At 37.2% G+C, this 17,904-nt stretch carries 17 protein-coding genes; 13 read left to right on the top strand and 4 right to left on the bottom strand.

Annotation, left to right across the window (positions count from 1 at the left end):
* Positions 1-28: 28 nt before the first annotated feature.
* Positions 29-946, bottom strand: coding sequence for a ribonuclease Z (gene rnz, locus ABN256_RS15175; protein ID WP_197269485.1), 918 nt, complete (start codon positions 944-946; stop codon positions 29-31).
* Positions 947-955: 9 nt separating this feature from the next.
* Complete coding sequence (gene rtcR, locus ABN256_RS15180; RefSeq protein WP_340895355.1) at positions 956-2,548, bottom strand: RNA repair transcriptional activator RtcR; 1,593 nt, start codon at positions 2,546-2,548, stop codon at positions 956-958.
* Between the two features lie 550 nt (positions 2,549-3,098).
* On the opposite strand from rtcR, the gene ABN256_RS15185 reads away from it, so the two are divergent.
* Both ABN256_RS15185 and ABN256_RS15190 read left to right on the top strand, forming a co-directional pair.
* The gene (locus tag ABN256_RS15185; protein WP_196553686.1) at positions 3,099-4,238 is read left to right on the top strand and encodes a slipin family protein; all 1,140 of its coding nucleotides are present in this window, start codon (positions 3,099-3,101) and stop codon (positions 4,236-4,238) included.
* A complete protein-coding gene (locus ABN256_RS15190) occupies positions 4,235-5,458 on the top strand; it encodes an RtcB family protein (protein ID WP_196553631.1) in 1,224 nt (407 codons plus the stop codon). The genes ABN256_RS15185 and ABN256_RS15190 overlap by 4 nt, the downstream gene beginning before the upstream one ends.
* 436 nt (positions 5,459-5,894) lie before the next feature.
* Here ABN256_RS15190 and mrpI read toward each other — a convergent pair whose 3' ends face one another.
* Positions 5,895-6,455, bottom strand: coding sequence for a phase variation DNA invertase MrpI (gene mrpI, locus ABN256_RS15195; protein WP_197269482.1), 561 nt, complete (start codon positions 6,453-6,455; stop codon positions 5,895-5,897).
* Between the two features lie 675 nt (positions 6,456-7,130).
* Between mrpI and mrpA the strand changes: the two genes are divergently transcribed.
* The 10 genes from mrpA to ABN256_RS15245 all read left to right on the top strand — a co-directional run bounded on the left by mrpA (position 7,131) and on the right by ABN256_RS15245 (position 16,861).
* Complete coding sequence (mrpA, locus tag ABN256_RS15200) at positions 7,131-7,658, top strand: MR/P fimbria major subunit MrpA (RefSeq protein ID WP_036932684.1); 528 nt, start codon at positions 7,131-7,133, stop codon at positions 7,656-7,658.
* Between the two features lie 95 nt (positions 7,659-7,753).
* Entirely contained in the window at positions 7,754-8,302 is a 549-nt protein-coding gene (locus ABN256_RS15205; protein WP_141124310.1) for a fimbrial protein, read from the top strand.
* A gap of 21 nt (positions 8,303-8,323) precedes the next feature.
* Entirely contained in the window at positions 8,324-10,939 is a 2,616-nt protein-coding gene (locus ABN256_RS15210; RefSeq protein WP_349439679.1) for an outer membrane usher protein, read from the top strand.
* Positions 10,940-10,993: 54 nt separating this feature from the next.
* A complete protein-coding gene (locus ABN256_RS15215; protein WP_072070704.1) occupies positions 10,994-11,752 on the top strand; it encodes a fimbria/pilus periplasmic chaperone in 759 nt (252 codons plus the stop codon).
* A 13-nt stretch (positions 11,753-11,765) separates the two neighbouring features.
* Positions 11,766-12,311 (top strand): fimbrial protein, encoded by a 546-nt coding sequence (locus tag ABN256_RS15220; RefSeq protein ID WP_196553634.1) that lies wholly within the window; start codon positions 11,766-11,768, stop codon positions 12,309-12,311.
* An 11-nt stretch (positions 12,312-12,322) separates the two neighbouring features.
* Positions 12,323-12,808 (top strand): fimbrial protein, encoded by a 486-nt coding sequence (locus ABN256_RS15225; RefSeq protein WP_072070703.1) that lies wholly within the window; start codon positions 12,323-12,325, stop codon positions 12,806-12,808.
* Between the two features lie 10 nt (positions 12,809-12,818).
* On the top strand, positions 12,819-13,367 hold the full coding sequence (locus ABN256_RS15230) for a fimbrial protein (protein ID WP_072070702.1): 549 nt from the start codon (positions 12,819-12,821) through the stop codon (positions 13,365-13,367).
* 21 nt (positions 13,368-13,388) lie between these two features.
* Positions 13,389-14,216, top strand: a complete 828-nt coding sequence (locus ABN256_RS15235; protein WP_072070701.1) for an MrpH family fimbial adhesin — start codon at positions 13,389-13,391, stop codon at positions 14,214-14,216.
* A 21-nt stretch (positions 14,217-14,237) separates the two neighbouring features.
* A complete protein-coding gene (locus tag ABN256_RS15240; RefSeq protein WP_269436262.1) occupies positions 14,238-14,558 on the top strand; it encodes a helix-turn-helix domain-containing protein in 321 nt (106 codons plus the stop codon).
* Between the two features lie 728 nt (positions 14,559-15,286).
* The gene (locus tag ABN256_RS15245; RefSeq protein WP_196553635.1) at positions 15,287-16,861 is read left to right on the top strand and encodes an AbgT family transporter; all 1,575 of its coding nucleotides are present in this window, start codon (positions 15,287-15,289) and stop codon (positions 16,859-16,861) included.
* Between the two features lie 53 nt (positions 16,862-16,914).
* Here ABN256_RS15245 and ABN256_RS15250 read toward each other — a convergent pair whose 3' ends face one another.
* Positions 16,915-17,301 carry a DnaJ family domain-containing protein gene (locus ABN256_RS15250; protein WP_197269479.1) on the bottom strand — a complete coding sequence of 129 codons (387 nt, stop codon included), beginning with the start codon at positions 17,299-17,301 and terminating at the stop codon, positions 16,915-16,917.
* Between the two features lie 133 nt (positions 17,302-17,434).
* Between ABN256_RS15250 and ABN256_RS15255 the strand changes: the two genes are divergently transcribed.
* Complete coding sequence (locus ABN256_RS15255) at positions 17,435-17,773, top strand: carboxymuconolactone decarboxylase family protein (RefSeq protein WP_072070697.1); 339 nt, start codon at positions 17,435-17,437, stop codon at positions 17,771-17,773.
* Positions 17,774-17,904 lie beyond the last annotated feature (131 nt).

The raw sequence follows: 17,904 nt of genomic DNA on the forward strand, positions 1-17,904 counted from the left end.
TCGCTATTGTTACTTTCTAGTAGTAGAACTATAACTTAAACACGGCAAAATCCGCCGCAATTTCAGTATGACTAAAAACGTGTTGGCATTCATTGAGTAATTCAACACAGTCTTCTGGTAAATAGCGACTACTAATATGGGTAATAATCAACTTTTTGACATTAGCGTCTTTTGCTAATGTTGCAGCTTGTACTGTCGTTGAATGCCCGCGACTATTTGCTTGTTCTGCCATTTCATGTTTAAACGTCGCTTCATGTACAATAACATCTGCGTTATTAGCCAGTTTTAATGCATCTGGTGTGGGCTGTGTATCACCGAAAATAGCAATACAGCGTCCTTTTATTTCAGGGCCGATATACTCTTGACCATTAATGACTCTTCCATCGGGCAATGTGATAGTTTTGCCTTGTTTTAACTCTTGTAACCAAGGACCCGTCGGAATATTTTCAGTTTTTAGCTTCAGGGCATCAAGTTTACCATGGCTATTTTCTTCTTCTAAGCGATAGCCAAAACAAGGTACTGGATGAGAAAGTGCTTCACAACTGACTTTCATTCCTTCTTCTTCAAACAGAAAACCAGCTGCGTCAATTTCAACAATATTAATCGGGTAAGTTAAATAGGAGTGACTTAATGTCAGCGATGTTTCTATAAAATCTTTGATGCCAGTGGGGCCATATACTGTTAATCCTGCCTCAGTCCCCCCCATTGAACGACTACAAAGTAGTCCCGGTAAACCAAAAATGTGGTCACCATGTAAATGGGTAATAAAAATTTTATTTAAACGTGGTAATTTCACGCGAGTATGTAGTATCTGATGCTGTGTGGCTTCACCACAATCAAACATCCACATACTTTTTTGTTTATTTTGTAAATCAAGCACCATACTTGTGACGTTCCGATCTTTAGACGGAACACCTGCATTAGTACCTAAAAAAATGAGCTCCATAATGAAATATTATTCTCCATGTTGAATTCGTTCCCAGCTTAAGCCAAATTTCGCAAGGTATTTGCGTAGACGATCGGCATCGTTGGGCTGTTTTTTATTTTGCCTTGATACTGCGAAAAGTTTTCTACCGGCTTCTGAGAGAGTTGATGATTGCTGACAAGTTTTGATAACCGTATTCAGTTGGCTGAGATCGAAAAGATCGATATCCAGATCTTTCAATAAAGAAGAAGAGGTTATTCCCCAGCTTTGTTTTAAACGGCTAATTTCTTCCTCAACAAGTGCTAGAGTGATGCGACCATTTTCAGCAAGTGTTGCCATTCGCGTTATACTAGCACTAAGTTCACGAAAATTACCACGCCATAATGCCTGCTCAGATGTGGCGAACCGAATATAGTGAGATTTTGCATCTGAATTAAAGCGGATCACTTTTTGATAGAGTGTTGCAAAGTGATGCAGCTCATAGTCAATATTGGGTTCAATATCCTCTTTGCGATCGACTAATCCCGGTAATGAAAAAGACCACATATTAATCCTTGCATAGAGATCTTCACGAAAAAGCCCCTTTGCAATTTGTTTATCCATATCTCGATGTGTACCTGCTATCAACTGAAAATCGCTTTGTACTTCAGTATCTGAGCCATACGGATAAAAAGATTTTTCTTCTATTGCTTTAAGTAGCATCGCTTGCTCATCAAGCCCTAATTCTGCAATTTCATCAAGAAATAAAATTCCTTTATCGGCTTCTCTTAATAACCCTTGCCTAGCTTGCAATGCACCTGTAAATGCGCCTTTTACATGTCCAAATAAAGTGGACATGGCGTTGTCACCGCGCAAAGTAGCGCAGTTAACTGCGATAAAACGCCCTTTTACAAAATGGCGTGATTGTCGTAATTCATAAATACGTTGAGCAAGAAATGATTTTCCTGCACCTGTGGGGCCAGTTAATAGAATAGGGGCAAAAGAGCGCAATGCGACTCGTTCAATTTGAGCAATTAAGGTATTGAAACGTTCATTTCGTGTGGCGATCCCTGATTTTAAAAAAGAGAGCGACTCATTATGGTAGTGCTCAAATCGGCTCGTTAATTTTGTATAACGGCTTAAATCGAGGTCAATAATGGCATAACTGCCCGTTGCTGACTGTATGGTTTTAGCACCATCTTTATTTTCTATTTTAGAAGTGGGTGAGGTTTGTAATAGTTTTGCAGGTAAATAATGTGCTTCTGTCAGTAAAAACCAACAAATTTGAGCAATATGTGTTCCTGTTGTGATATGCACATAATATTCTTCATTTTCAGTATCAAATGGATAATTTACTGCAAAATCAAGAAAATGGCTGTAAACCTCTTCAAGATCCCATGGATCACAAATATCAATTTCATATGGCCACACCTCTGTATCAGGTGAGACAGTATGGATATCTTCTGTGATTTTAGATGCTAGCATTGAGTCATTAGGCTGGTGGATCATCACTAATCGGCTAACAGGAAAATCCTTTTGATGACAAATGGAAATTGTTGGGCGCCATGAGTTCCACCTTTTATGGCTTTTACCTCTTTTATCTAATGTTGTGCCTAAAACACCAATCACTACTTTGCGTTTCATTAAGTTATCCCTACTTATTTTTTATCTATTTTTATAAATATATAGATAAAAAGATAGGATTCTGTTGTTTTAATTTAATAGATAAATATCTAAAAATCGTATTAAGAATATTTTTATTAATATAAACAATGAATTAAAAATATTTTTGGTGGTTTTTGAAAACTTGGCACGATATTGGCAATGTTATTACTGTCTTGAGCAGATTTTAAATCTGGTAGGCACATGAGGAACACTCTGTGGTGTTATCTAAATGTGTTCCTCTACATCGAGACTCTGTAGGTGAAGAGGGTTATTTTCAGGTTCGATTCCTGACACCAAAACCATTACAAATCCAAATGTAAAATTAACTATAAAAAATCGTTGTGACAGCTGTACCGTCACCTTGCTTGTCCACCAGCAACTGAGCTGGATTGATAGCCGAAGAAGAGACAAACAAAGCATTGTTCCTCTCTTGTTTTCCTTTCAGTTTCGCAAAGCTTGCCCGTGGAAAAGTAAGTCACGATAAATTGCACTATATAAAGAAGAATAAAAGAAGAAGGAACGAAAAATGATAAAAACAACAATTGTGGTAAAACAGGGACAGTTAGCACTTTTAAAGAAAAAAGATGAGTACATTGATGTGCTAACAGCAGGTGAACATAAGTTTTTTGATTTTGGGCATCAGCTCAGTGCAGATATTTTCCCTTTAAATGGTGGGGCATTAGAAAGCGAGAAAGCTGAATTTTTACGTCAATACTATCCTCAATGGGTGACTGAGTATGGTTTTGATATTGTGTTATCGGATGAGGAGATCGGTCTTTTATATGAAAACGGCTCTTTAAAAGAGATCTTAGCACCAGGAACGCGACGTTTATATTGGCGTTATTCCGACCGTTCTTTAGAAATAGTATCTATCGATGAACTTGAAGTATCTTCAATCTTGATGAAAAAACTCCAGCACCCTAAATTACGAAATCAAGTCATAAAGGGAAGTGAAGGGGTTCTTACTGTGGATATTCCTGCTTGGCATGCTGGTGTTATTCGGATCAATGGGGAAACACAAGCATTGTTGCCTCCGGGATTAAAAGGATATTGGCGTTATCAGCATAAAGTAGATGTTGAAGTCGTCGATATGCGTTTACAAACACTGGATGTTAGTGGGCAGGAGATCCTAACGAAAGACAAGGTGACACTGCGTATTAATTTATCGGCTAACTGGCGTTATAGCGATGTACTTTTAGCATATCAGCAACTGGCTTCACCATTGGAGTTCTTATATAAAGAGTTACAGTTTGCGTTACGTGAAGCCGTAGGAACAAGAACATTAGATGAATTATTAGAAAATAAAAGCCTGATAGATAGTTTAGTCAGTGAAAAAATCAGTGAAGTGACCGAAGGATATGGTATTGAAGTGGCTTCATTGGGGGTAAAAGATATTGTTTTACCCGGTGAAATGAAAACGATTTTAGCGCAAGTCGTTGAGGCAGAAAAATCAGCTCAGGCTAATGTTATTCGCCGAAGAGAAGAGACATCCGCAACGCGTTCTTTATTAAATACGGCAAAAGTGATGGAAAACAATCCAGTGGCCTTACGATTAAAAGAGCTAGAAACCGTAGAACGTATTGCAGAACGTATTGATAAGATTTCCGTTTACGGTGGTTTAGACCAAGTATTAAACGGGTTAGTACAAATTAAAGGAGCACAGGCATGATATTGGATCATCAAATAGTAAAAGAAGCAGGAACTGCTGAAATCAAAATGTGGACAAATGGTGTGCCAGTTGAGGCCGATGCTCTAAAGCAACTTATCAATACCGCTAAGATGCCTTTTATCTTTAAACATATGGCGGTTATGCCGGATGTTCACTTAGGCAAAGGTTCAACAATAGGTAGTGTTATCCCAACCAAAGGTGCGATTATTCCAGCGGCTGTTGGTGTGGATATCGGTTGTGGAATGATTGCAGTGAAAACATCATTACATGCAAATGATCTACCCGATAATTTATTTGCGATAAGAACAGCAATAGAACAAGCCGTTCCTCATGGAAGAACGAGTTATCAATCAGGGAATGATCGTGGTTCATGGAAGAACCCACCTAAACTTGTTGATCAACATTGGCAACAACTTGAAGGGCGTTTTAAGGTTTTAACTGATAAGTACCCACGTTTACGAAATACTAATAATTATCGTCATCTTGGAACATTAGGAACAGGGAACCACTTTATTGAATTGTGTCTTGATGAATCAGATAACGTCTGGGTAATGTTGCATAGTGGATCTCGAGGTGTGGGTAACGCTATCGGTACGTTATTTATACAAATGGCGCAAGAAGATATGAGAGAACATATTGCTAATTTGCCGGATAAAAACTTAGCGTATTTAAAGGAAGGAACGCTTTTCTATGATGACTATATAGAAGCGGTCGAATGGGCTCAGGATTTTGCACGACATAACCGAGAAGTCATGATGGAACGTGTGTTGGCCGCATTATCAACGCAAATCTCTAAACCTTTTACGACACAGCAACAAGCTGTGAATTGTCACCATAACTATGTGCAAAAGGAAATGCATTTTGGTGAGGAAGTACTGGTAACACGAAAAGGAGCTGTTTCAGCACAACATGGTGAAATGGGGATCATCCCTGGTTCAATGGGGGCTAAGAGTTTTATTGTAAGAGGAAAAGGAAATGCTGAAAGTTTCTGTTCATGTAGCCATGGTGCAGGGCGTGTAATGAGTCGAACAGCAGCTAAAAAAGCCTTTAGTGTTGAAGATCAGATCCGGGCTACAGCACATGTGGAATGTCGAAAAGATAAAGATGTCATTGACGAAATTCCAATGGCTTATAAGGATATTGATGCGGTTATGAAGGCACAATCATCTTTGGTTGAAGTTGTTCATACGCTAAGACAGGTGGTGTGTGTAAAAGGTTAATCATACTTTTTTTAAGATAATTCATAACTATCCCCAAACGGTAACGTAGGGGATAGTGAGATATGACAGCGTGTGCATGTAATGCAAATGAATAAAAATTTTAAGAACAGAAATTTTCTTTAAATAAGATCCTTATTTTCTGATTAAAAATCAAACAAAGAATGTTTAATATTTTTTATAAATAAAGATTGATATTAAATTTACAGCCTCCTAATAAAGATAATCAAAAAAAGAACTTTGATATTAAATTATTCTTTTACTAGAAAACGATTATTAATAAATTATTAATACCAGTAATCGTGATTATTTATTTAATATAAAACTATTCCTAAATTTTTTAATTAGATTGAAATTAACTTTATTCTTATTGAAAAAGTATAGCCTACTCTATTTAGTGTATTAATTCTCAGTAAGTATATTAATTAAAAACTAAATGTTAATTCCTTATGTCCCAAATGTGAAAAAAACGTTTTGAATTGCTTGCTGTATAGATAACAGTATGTGAAATATTCCGATGCCCCAAGTAATCCTGAATTAAACGCGTATCTCTACCTAAATCAGCAAGCGCATAGCCACATGCATGGCGTAACATATGGGGATGAGGGCTTATAGATACATTAGCTTCTTTACCTAAACGGCGAAGTAACCCATATACTTGTTGACGAGAGATTGGACCTGTTTTTTGGGATAAAAAGACCCATTCTGAGTCAGATTCTCTCCATGTTTCCCTTTTTTTCAACCAGTTAACTAACGCATCATATTCCTCTTCTATAATTGGTTGTGTTGTTGATAAACCCCCTTTCAAGCGTCTGACGTAGAGTATCCTACTTTCCAAATCGATATCGCTTAAGGTTAGCCTGCATAGTTCACTAACACGAAATCCATGTAAAAAACACATTAAAAACATACAGTAATCTCTTTCTGGGTACCGTCCTTCTTTTGCTTGCTTCAAAATAGCGTTGATCTCAAAACGTGTAAGAAACTTACGTTGCTTCATTTTCATAACCTTTTCAATGAGATAACAAGGAACAAAAGTCAATTGATACATAACTATAACAAGTAATATGCATCAATAAAGAGTTGTATTTTTTTTATGCTGTACTTTTACTTGTTAATTTTAAACAAGTTTATTGAAAGTTTATTTATTTTTAGAAAATGAAAGTGATTGATTGACAAAGTGAAAAGTGAGTATAGATAGGAATTCGGTCATCTTTAGAGAAATAAACAGAATACACCAAATTGTTTACTATTATTCTCTGGCTTCTCACTTAAGTCAAATTTAATATTAATCACATATCATCGATTATTTAACATATTGATATTTATCATTATTTCAAAAAGCAAATATGATTGGTTACTTTGTTTAAAATCCAGAAATAAATTTTTTTACTTTTTTCACAAATTATAGTAATTACACTTAGAATTATAAACTCTTTTTTCGCTATTTAAAGCCGTATTATCTAAATGCGTTTGATTTCGAGATGAAAATTTTTAACAAAACAATTTGGTGTATTTTGTTTTGTTTCTAACGAAATTTAATTTCGTTTTGGACGGGCACAAGTATACCAAAATTAAAAAACTCAATAATGAGTCATTCAATTAGGAATAATTCAATCCTAATGAATTTATTATTTTTAATGTCTTCGTCCTTTATATTTTAGGAAACAAAAAGATGAAATTAAATAAATTAGCGTTAGTTCTTGGCTTAGGTTTATCTGTTGCTGCGGGTTCTGCATTTGCTGCTGATCAAGGTCACGGTACTGTTAAATTTGTTGGTTCAATTATTGATGCTCCTTGCTCAATTACTCCTGATACAGAAAATCAAACTGTTCCATTAGGTCAAATTTCTACTGCTGCATTAAAAGATGGTGGTCGTAGTAATTCTCGTGATTTCAAAATCTCTTTAGAAAATTGTACAACTGAAACTTATAAAACAGTTCAAACAACTTTCACTGGTTCAGAAGATGCAGACATTTTAGCAGGTTCTTTAGGTATTGAAGGTATCGCTAAAAATGCTGCTGTTGTTATCACCGATGCGGGTGGCAAACAAATCAAATTAGGTACACCAAGTGCAGCTCAAAACTTACGTGATGGTAATAATGATCTGAACTTTGCTGCTTACCTACAAGGTTCTTCTGCAGAAGCCGCTGTTCCTGGTGACTTCACTGCAATTGCAACTTTCGCACTGACTTATCAGTAAGAAAAAATAAGTTCTGTACATGGATGTACAGAGCTTTATTTCCTGTGTCTATTTTTAACGATTTTTTTCTTACGGAGAAAAATATGAATCGCAAGATGACACCACTATGGCTATGCCTTATTGCCAGTTTACTGACAACATCGGTAATAGCAAGTGATGTAAAACAAGATAAAAACATGCATCAGCGATTTGGGGTACTTAATCTTTCAGGATCGATTTTAGAACCATCTTGCACGATTGCAGCAGGAAGTGGCGAACAAGTTATTCCACTGACAACGGTTTCTATTCCAATGTTAGTGACTGAAGGGCAAGGACCTATTGAGTATTTTTCTATCAGATTAACGGAATGTACGCTAATTGAACAAAAAGGTCAGGAAGCGGACAACCCTCGTTTTATTGCAACGTTTGAAGGACCTTCTAACGAAAATGGTAATTTTGCACTTTCTGGTGAAGCAAGGGGTGCATCATTAGCGATAGCTGATCGTTATGGTAGACAAGCTATTCCAGGGCAACCATTGCCCCCTGTTGGTATTGATTCGAAATCAATGGCGTTACTTTATCAAGCGCGAATAGTCAAAAATAACGAAATACCCAAAGCAGGGAATTACCGTACAACGCTGCGATTTAAGCTGGAATACTATTAAATGGATCGGGTTGGATAATTTATGGCGAGATCATTCAAAACCGTTGGTTTAGGGACGGAAAAAAAGAAAAAACAACATACTATTCGGCCTGTTGCTGTACTGATCTATTTAATTCTTACTGGAGCTTCCAGTATTTCAAGTTCAGCTTTAGCAAATAGTGATATTGAATTTAATGCCGATATTCTGGATCTAAAAGATAAACAAAATATCGACTTATCAGATTTCTCTCGTGCGGGCTATATTATGCCCGGCCGATATGAGTTTGTTGTTCGTGTTAACAATAATGAACTTCCTGAACTTTATAACATTAATTATGTAGTGCCTGCCAATGATCCTAAAGGTAGTGAACCTTGCTTGCCTCCAGAGTTGATCCATCAAATAGGCCTTAAACCTGAATGGGCTGAAAAAGTTAAATATCAAGATAATGGAAGTTGTCTTGATATGTCTTCCATTCCCGGCATGACAATAAATGCAAGTCTGGGAAGTGGCAATCTTATTCTGACTATTCCTCAAGCTTATCTAGAATATTCAGCACCAAACTGGGATCCACCTTCTCGTTGGGATCACGGTATCTCAGGCGTGCTTTTTGACTATAACGTTAATGCTAACGTGACAGATCCCGCTAAAGGAAAACAACGTCAACAAGTTACAGGTTTAGGAACCGTGGGAGCAAACTTGGGTGTTTGGCGCTTCCGTGCTGATTGGCAAGCAAGTTATCAGCATACAACGGGTCTTCCTGATAGCACTGAAAATAGTTGGAAATGGAACCAGCTTTATCTTTATAGAGCAATCACCCAATTAGGGGCTCGCCTTGTGATGGGGGAGACTTATTCACGCTCTGACATTTTCGATAACTTCCGTTTTACTGGGATTAACTTGTCTACGGATGACAATATGCTACCGCCTAACTTAAGGGGATATGCCCCTGAAGTAACGGGTGTGGCAAAAACGAATGCGAAAGTGACGATTAGCCAACAAGGCCGTGTGATCTATGAGACTCAGGTTGCTCCTGGGCCGTTTCGTATTCAAGACATTAATGATGCAGTGAGTGGCAAATTAGATGTACGTGTTGAAGAACAAGATGGATCTGTTCAAGAATTCCAAATGGATACTGCAAGTATTCCTTATTTAACACGTCCGGGCCGAGTGCAATATAAATTATCTGCGGGTAAACCGTCAGATATGAACCGTAATACAGAAGGCCCTGTTTTTGGTATGGGTGAATTCTCGTGGGGTATTAGTAACGGTTGGTCACTTTATGGTGGTTCATTAGTCTCGGGCGATTATAACTCAGTTTCTGCTGGTATTGGTCGTGACTTAATGGCACTGGGTGCTATCTCTTTTGATGCAACACATTCTTGGGCCAAAATTCCAAGTGATAACAAGCGCTATCACGGTGGTTCTTATCGCTTAAGTTACTCAAAACGTTTTGAAGAAATAAATAGCCAAGTGACATTCGCAGGCTATCGATTCTCCGAACGTGATTTTATGAGTATGAACCAATATTTAGATCGTCGTTATCGTGGTGGTGAAGAAGATAACAATAAAGAGCTTTATACCATTATGTTTAGTAAGCAGTTCCCTGAATGGGGATTGAGTGCCTACTTAAACTATAGTCATCAGACTTATTGGAATAAGCCTAATAATGATAACTATAACTTGTCATTAGCCAAAACGATGGATGTTGGTAGCTTTAAAAATATCAACCTCAGTCTATCGGCGTTTCGCAATAAATTTAATGGCACCAATGATAATGGCGTTTATATGAATGTCAGCATGCCTTGGAGCGATCGCGCAACCATTAGCTACAACACCGTGATTAACAAACACGGTAATTCACATAATGTCAGTTATTACGATCGTATTGATGACAATAGTAGCTATCGTGTTGGTGCTGGTTTAAGCAGTAGCGGTAAACCATCTGCAGATGCCTATCTTATGCATTACGCTGATGCGGCATTAATCACTGCTAGTGCGAGCCATATTAATGATGAATACACATCAGCCACATTATCACTGCAAGGTGGGGCAACATTGACACCAAAAGGTGGGGCATTACACCGTACAAGTCGTACAGGTAGTACCCGTTTACTTATTGATACAGATGGTATTTCTGATGTACCAGTGAAAAGTATCGGTGCTATTACTCGTACCAATACTTTTGGTAAAGCCATACTGCCTGATATCAATGATTATTACCGTAGTAGTGCCAGTATCGACCTTGATCAGATGCCAGATAACACTGAAGCATTACGTTCAATTCAACAACTCACCCTAACAGAAGGCGCAATAGGCTACCGTCACTTTGATGTGGTGTCGGGACAAAAAGCCATGGCTGTTATTCGTTTACAAGACGGAACTTATCCACCATTTGGTGCCAGTGTCACAACCGATAAAGGCCGAGAGCTCGGTATTGTCAATGATGGTGGGAATGTCTACCTGACAGGTATTAATAGTGGCGATGTGTTGAGTGTGCGTTGGAATGGACAAGAGCAGTGCAAAATTCATATCCCGACATTAGTTGAAGGCATGTTTATATCTTCATTATTACTAACTTGTGGTGATGGTAATACCGCACCGACAACAATCAATCAAAGAACCGAACCCTTACCTAAACCTCAATTGATCACAAAATAAGGTTAGGCAAAAGGGAAAGATAAAAATAATTTCAGACAAAAAGAGTAATTTAAAATGATGTTATTAAAGCGCTTATTTGTTGTAACAACCACTTTATTGACTGGAATGATGTTTACTAGTCAAGCCATTGCCGCGATTGCTTTAGATAGAACGCGCGTCATTTTTAATGGCGCGGATAAATCAATTAGTTTAAATGTCAGTAACCAAAATAAAGAGTTGCCTTATTTAGCACAAGGTTGGATGGAAAATGAGAATGGTGAGCGTATTGATTCTCCATTACTGGTTTTACCACCGATCCAACGTATTGAACCTGGCGATAAAAGCCAAGTAAAAGTGCAGTCATTGCCGGACATTGCTAAGTTGCCACAAGATAGAGAAAGTGTTTTCTATTTTAACTTGCGTGAAATTCCACCTCGTAGTGATAAACCCAACGTATTGCAAATTGCATTACAAACCCGAATTAAGTTGTTTTATCGCCCAGCGGCTATTTATGCCACTCAAACGGATCTGACTAATCCTTGGCAAGAAAAAATCATCCTAACGAAAAAAGGTGATCGTTACGAAGTGAATAATCCAACACCTTACTACGTAACATTAGTTGATGGATTGACAGGATTACAAGGAAAAAGCCTTGATGGTTTTCAGCCATTAATGATTGCACCTAAAAGCACAGGCACGATAAACCTAAATGCTTCTGCATTTGGCGCATCACCAGTATTAAGTTACATCAATGATTACGGTGGACGTCCACAAATGAAATTTAGCTGTAATGGCAATGAATGCAAAGTGACAGAAACATCAGCAGGATACTAAATAGGTCTATTTTATGAAAATGGAACAGCGGTTTAGCCCAAGCAAAGCAGTGTTGATTTTTATTCTGGCAACATTTACTGGAGGCCTAAGTTTTACTGCTGTTGCGAATTTACCCGCTAGAGCGGTGAAAGATGTTATTCCGGGAATTGTTTATATCAATATCACTGGAAATGTTATTGCCCCTCCGCCTTGCTTGATCAATGACGGCAAAATGATTGAGGTGAATTTTGGCGAGGTGATGAGTACGCGTATTGACGGCGCAAATTATAAACAGCCGGTTCACTATACCGCCACGTGCCAAAAGATGCCGACAAATGCAATGAAGGTTTATATCACTGGTAGCGCAACTGGATTCGATTCAAATGCACTACAAACAGATATTACAGGATTAGGAGTACGTATTTTATATCAAGGCCAATTATTAGATTTAGGCAAAGCTATTAATTTTACCTACCCTAATTTGCCTGATTTAGAAGCTATTCCTGTTCGTGATCAGAGTGCCACATTAAGCGGTGGTGATTTTGTCGCCAGTGGTACGTTGCATGTGGATTATCAGTAAGGGGTCGGAAAATGAATAAATTAAAATACATATGCCTGATTGCATTACTGAATTCTTACGCTGTCATGAGTGCAGATACACCGAATATGAAATTATTTGGCACTTTATTAGTTCCACCGCCTTGTGTAATTAGCAATAACCAACTGATTGATGTCTATTTTGGACACAACGTAGGTATTCATAAAGTAGATGGTATTAATTACACCGAATCAGTGAATTATCAATTGGTCTGCGACCCAAATTTAAAAGGATGGGATTTAGGCCTTTCTATTATTGGTCCTAAAACACAGTTTGATGAAGCTGCGCTACAAACCAATATTCCTGATTTAGGTATTCATCTCACACAAGATGGTCAGCCTTTTAAACTAAACGAACGCATTGCGATATCACCGGATAATCCACCAGTGATCCAAGCTGTGCCGGTTAAAAGACCGGGTAGCACGCTACCTGAAGGTGCATTTGAAGTTTCAGCAACACTTCTTGCTGAATACCAATAGGAGCGCATTGATGAAAATGAAAAGATTATCGATCCCGTTCGTTTTGGGCTTAATCACGTTTATGGGATTAACATCAACGGCGTTTTCTGCACCAGACAATATGTACTTTCACGGCATATTAGTTGATGAGCCTTGCACCATAAAACCTGGTGATGAAACCGTTGAATTAGATTTTGGTAATATTCCTGATAAGAATCTTTATGCATATCAAAGAACACCAAGCAAATTATTTCAAATTCGCTTATCTGAATGTGATCTCACTATTGGTAAAAGCGTCAAAATTACATTTAAAGGTGATGAAAACCAAGCCATGGCAGGGCAAGGCTTTTTAGCGATTAGCTCAAGTAGTCAAGCGGCTGGAATTGCAGTTGGATTGGAATCTGAAAATGGAAATGCCTTACCTGTTAATAAAGAGACAGACAAACTTTCATTAAATGCTGATGACACTATTTTAAATTTTTATGCCTTTATTCAAGGGGAGCCGGATGCGATTGCCAATCAATCCATTAAGCGCGGTCCATTTAGTGCAATAGCCACATTTCATTTGAATTATGACTAATTATTAGGGTTGAGGTTTTATATGTCCATATTAAAGCGACTTCCGGCTTTATGTATTGCAATAGGTTTGCTGTTTTCAGCGCCTGCGATGGCATCTATTTTTTCTTATATTACACATTCCGAAGGTGAGCCTGCTCACGCCACTTATACCTATGTTATCCAACGCTGGGACCCTGAAGATCCCTATACTCCCAACCCTTGTTATGGCTGGAGTAAATGCTGGATAACAATTAACCATAAGCATGATGCTAATGGTTCTCCAGGTTCGGCTGTAAGAAGTATTGTTCGCGTTGAAAAAGAACGTTATTTAGCTGGTGTTCGTGATGCTGTTATGAGGGTTGAGAGTTTTCCAATACAAGGAACAGCAAGACACGATGGTGATCCTTTGACCTCAAACCAAGAGTGTGTCGGTCTATTTTATGAATCTAAGGAAGGCGGCTGGTCTCCCAATGGACGTTTATTACCGGGATCATTATGTGGTATTGCACCGCCACCCGTTGGTGCCTGCAAAATAACAGAAGGAGCTGTAAACCTTAATTATGGCGATATTGACGAATTCAGTTTAGAAAATGCAGCACGCGCTCAAAATATTAATGTGACTTGCAACTTAGCAATGAAGGTTCTGGTTATTGCATCGGGCTCAGACAGTGGCCGAGTTCCATTACGACCTGATAATAGCCTTTATGCTGATTTATTTCTTGATGGTTATCCTGGTGAAAGAGGCTCTGTAATTGATGTTCCTAAAAACGGAACCATACCTGTAGAGGTTAAATCAATTTTACATACCAACGGTCGCGTTGCACCAGGCTATTTCTCTGGTTCAGGTTCAATTATTTTAACGATGCCTTAATCATGATAATGGGTGAATATTATGATGAATTACGATTTTACAGATATTAATGTTAATGCGTTAGTTGGAAAGCGAATTCAGAAAAAGCGTAAAGAGTTAGGTTATACCGGTATGCAAATTGCTGAAAAAATTGGTGTAAGCCAACAGCAATTCTCTCGATATGAGCGCGGGATGAACAAGATAGATTTAAGCTATCTTGTTTTATTAGCTAGCTATCTAAATACACCTATTTATTGGTTTTTTGAAGATTGTTTTATACCAAAATCCTCATCAGAAAATCTACGTGTTGATAAACGTAGCTGTATCATTGCTGAAGCGACACCCGATGTCTTTTTATACTAATACATACGACTAAATAATATCCAAAATTTGGTGTTTTAGTGTGTATGTGTTTCTTTGATTGATTACCTATTGGTAAGGCAAGGGGAACCTTGCCCTTTTTTTATATAAAAAATATTAAATTGAGAGATGAATTTGAGCAGTTGTTAAAGAAGGCAAGTATTACTTACCTTCTTTTTTTTATCTTTAAAAGATCAGTAATATTATTTTTAAATATTAACTTAACAATTTTAATCGTTCCTTCCTTAGATTATCGATTCTTCATTCTACTTATAGTTATACGTACAACATCTACTGTAAAATTACCTATTTATGTTACAAATAAACTAAGCTTTTAACCTATTTTGACCGTTTATTCGACATTGTTTTCTCTTTTATAGTAATTACAACCGTTACTATCAGGTTTATCAGAGTGTTTAATCGATTCTGGCTATTAATCAAAGATATTTTCAGTCACAAAAGGTTAATAAATAATCACAATAATGTTAAAAAATGTTACCTTATGCACATTTTTTGATTTTAGATATTATAAATTAATTTTAATGTAAGTGATTTGTAATTGTATAACTTATTTTTATCCAATTGTTTATTAAACTAAAAAATACATTATTTAATAATTTTGTCATGATGTTTATCTTAAATAAGACGGTTATAAATAGGATTAACAGATAGTCATAATAAAAAGGGTTGTGTACTGTGCATTTTCTGTTTTTTTATAAAAAGGATAAATGATGCAAACAAAAAAACAGGGAGGCAGTCGCTTTCTACGCACAGTGGAATGGTTAGGAAACGCGCTACCCCATCCCGTTATTTTATTTATTATTTTAATTGCTATTTTACTTGTCTCTTCGGCGGTTGGTGAATATTTTGGTGTTACAGTACAAGATCCCCGACCAGAAGGCGCAAAAGGACGCGCAGAAGATGGCTATATTCATATAATTAGCTTGTTAGATGCCGATGGCATTCGCCGTATATTGGCCAATATTGTCACAAACTTTACGGGGTTTGCCCCTTTAGGTACGGTGCTGGTGGCATTATTAGGTGTCGGTATTGCTGAACGTGCGGGCTTATTATCTGCAGTGATGCGTTTAGTGGTAATGAAAGCACCACGTAAAATGACTACTTTAGCTATTGTGTTCGCAGGTATAATGTCGAATACCGCTGCTGAGTTAGGGTACGTAGTGTTGATACCGTTATCAGCAATTATCTTCCATTCATTGGGACGACACCCTCTAGCGGGTCTTGCGGCTGCATTTGCGGGGGTTTCTGGTGGTTACTCTGCTAACTTACTCTTAGGTACGATAGATCCATTGCTATCGGGCATTACACAGCAAGCGGCACGTATTATTGATCCAACTTATATAGTGGGTGCTGAAGCGAACTGGTACTTTATGTTTGTCAGTACATTCCTGATCACTTTCTTAGGTTACTTCATCACAGAAAAAATCGTTGAACCACAATTGGGTCCATATAACGGTAATGAGCTTGATGAAGAAGAAAATGATTTAAGGAATGCAGCTGAAGTTACGCCGCTAGAAAAGAAAGCATTATGGGCTGCAACAGGTACATTTATTGCTATGGGCGTGATTTTAGCGCTAACAGTTGTTCCTGAAAATGGCATATTGAGAAACCAAGAAACAGGGTTAATTGGTAATTCTCCTTTCTTAAAATCTATTGTCGTCTTTATTTTCTTATTCTTTGCAATTCCGGGTATTGTTTACGGTTGGGTTGCTAAGACTATGCGAACAGATAAAGACATTGTTGATGCCATGGCGAATTCGATGAGTACGCTTGGACTTTATTTAGTCATTATTTTCTTTGCTGCTCAGTTTGTTGCTTTCTTTGGTTGGACAAATATTGGTCAGGTTATTGCTGTTAAAGGTGCTGCATTACTTAACAGTATTGATATGCCAAGTGGTTTGTTATTTTTAGGATTTATTTTAATCTGTGCCTTTATTAATTTAATGATAGGTTCTGCATCGGCACAATGGGCGGTAACTGCACCTATCTTTGTACCAATGCTAATGCTTGCAGGTTATGCACCAGAAACAATCCAAGCAGCATATCGAATCGGAGATTCTGTCACTAATATCATTACCCCTATGATGAGTTATTTTGGTTTGATATTAGCGGTTGCTACAAAATACAAGAAAGACACAGGTATTGGCACTATGATTTCTATGATGTTGCCATATTCTATTATTTTCTTAATTGGCTGGTCACTCTTATTCTACTTATGGGTATTTGTATTCCATTTACCAGTAGGGCCTGGCTCACCAATCTATTACACACCAACAGCAGGTTAATTCTCTGCTATAACAGAAGCTTATACAGAGATGTATAAGCTTCTCTCTTTTTCTTATTTATCCATTTCTTCTTTATGATTTGTCAATTTATCAGCTAATTGATTGGCGTAGTCTGCATGTAAAAACTGAGTATCTAAACCTGCTTGTTGTAATTTTAATTCAAGCAATACTAAACGCTTTTGTAGTGATTCATGCTCTTCTCCTGTTTCATTTAGCGTACTTAGGATTTCGGCTAAAGATAATGCTTCTTTTCTATCTTGCATTTCAGGAGGTAAGAAACCTGCATTTTTTAATAAATGATAGCTTGCTCTAAGTGATTTAGGTACATGACTATTATCATCGAGGAGCAACGGTTTACCTTCACCTTTTAGTGATGATAGCTCACCTTTTTGTAGTGCTTGTTCAATGTGGCGCTCAGCCCATTCATCAATAATTGACATTGTAAACCTCGTTATTTTGAGATTATTTTAAGCAGAAAAGATCACGCATACTCAATTTATCTTGATCAAATTATATAATTTGATATTATATTTTTATATTATATAAAAATATATATTAACTAAGGGATATCTAATGAGTAAGTACAAAGAAATAGTAACAGACATTGCAAATAACATGGGAGCATTGTCTCAAAATATTCCAGAAGTGATGAAAGCTTTTATGAGCACCACAAAAGCTGGTGGTAAAGAAGGCGCATTAGATGCAAAAACAAAAGAATTGATCGCTATTGCAATTGCTGTTGCTAATCGTTGTGATGGGTGCATTGGGTTCCATACTAAAACTTTAGTTGAACTCGGTACAACAGAACAAGAACTAGCAGAAACATTGGGCGTTGCTATTTATATGGGTGGCGGCCCTTCAGTTATGTACGCTGCCAACACTATGGGTGCTTTTAAAGAATTTAGTAAATAAGATTTTTATCATTATATAACTAAAATAAAATAGTCATAAAGCCAGAATAAGTTCATTCTGGCTTTTTTATTTCTTATATTTTATTTATTATTTGTTTAAGTTACAGCCGTAAAGTAAAAATATCTATTATT

This window comes from Proteus sp. fly-1008 (genome assembly GCF_040140305.1).
GTDB classification, from domain to species: domain Bacteria; phylum Pseudomonadota; class Gammaproteobacteria; order Enterobacterales; family Enterobacteriaceae; genus Proteus; species Proteus vulgaris_B.

Bases quoted from the DNA above. Each gene is read 5' to 3' on its own strand.
- rnz (WP_197269485.1), bottom strand. From the start codon at position 946: ATGGAGCTCATTTTTTTAGGTACTAATGCAGGTGTTCCGTCTAAAGAT.
- rtcR (WP_340895355.1), bottom strand. From the start codon at position 2,548: ATGAAACGCAAAGTAGTGATTGGTGTTTTAGGCACAACATTAGATAAA.
- ABN256_RS15190 (WP_196553631.1), top strand. From the start codon at position 4,235: ATGATATTGGATCATCAAATAGTAAAAGAAGCAGGAACTGCTGAAATC.
- mrpI (WP_197269482.1), bottom strand. From the start codon at position 6,455: ATGAAGCAACGTAAGTTTCTTACACGTTTTGAGATCAACGCTATTTTG.
- mrpA (WP_036932684.1), top strand. From the start codon at position 7,131: ATGAAATTAAATAAATTAGCGTTAGTTCTTGGCTTAGGTTTATCTGTT.
- ABN256_RS15205 (WP_141124310.1), top strand. From the start codon at position 7,754: ATGACACCACTATGGCTATGCCTTATTGCCAGTTTACTGACAACATCG.
- ABN256_RS15210 (WP_349439679.1), top strand. From the start codon at position 8,324: ATGGCGAGATCATTCAAAACCGTTGGTTTAGGGACGGAAAAAAAGAAA.
- ABN256_RS15215 (WP_072070704.1), top strand. From the start codon at position 10,994: ATGATGTTATTAAAGCGCTTATTTGTTGTAACAACCACTTTATTGACT.
- ABN256_RS15220 (WP_196553634.1), top strand. From the start codon at position 11,766: ATGAAAATGGAACAGCGGTTTAGCCCAAGCAAAGCAGTGTTGATTTTT.
- ABN256_RS15225 (WP_072070703.1), top strand. From the start codon at position 12,323: ATGAATAAATTAAAATACATATGCCTGATTGCATTACTGAATTCTTAC.
- ABN256_RS15230 (WP_072070702.1), top strand. From the start codon at position 12,819: ATGAAAATGAAAAGATTATCGATCCCGTTCGTTTTGGGCTTAATCACG.
- ABN256_RS15235 (WP_072070701.1), top strand. From the start codon at position 13,389: ATGTCCATATTAAAGCGACTTCCGGCTTTATGTATTGCAATAGGTTTG.
- ABN256_RS15240 (WP_269436262.1), top strand. From the start codon at position 14,238: ATGATGAATTACGATTTTACAGATATTAATGTTAATGCGTTAGTTGGA.
- ABN256_RS15245 (WP_196553635.1), top strand. From the start codon at position 15,287: ATGCAAACAAAAAAACAGGGAGGCAGTCGCTTTCTACGCACAGTGGAA.
- ABN256_RS15250 (WP_197269479.1), bottom strand. From the start codon at position 17,301: ATGTCAATTATTGATGAATGGGCTGAGCGCCACATTGAACAAGCACTA.
- ABN256_RS15255 (WP_072070697.1), top strand. From the start codon at position 17,435: ATGAGTAAGTACAAAGAAATAGTAACAGACATTGCAAATAACATGGGA.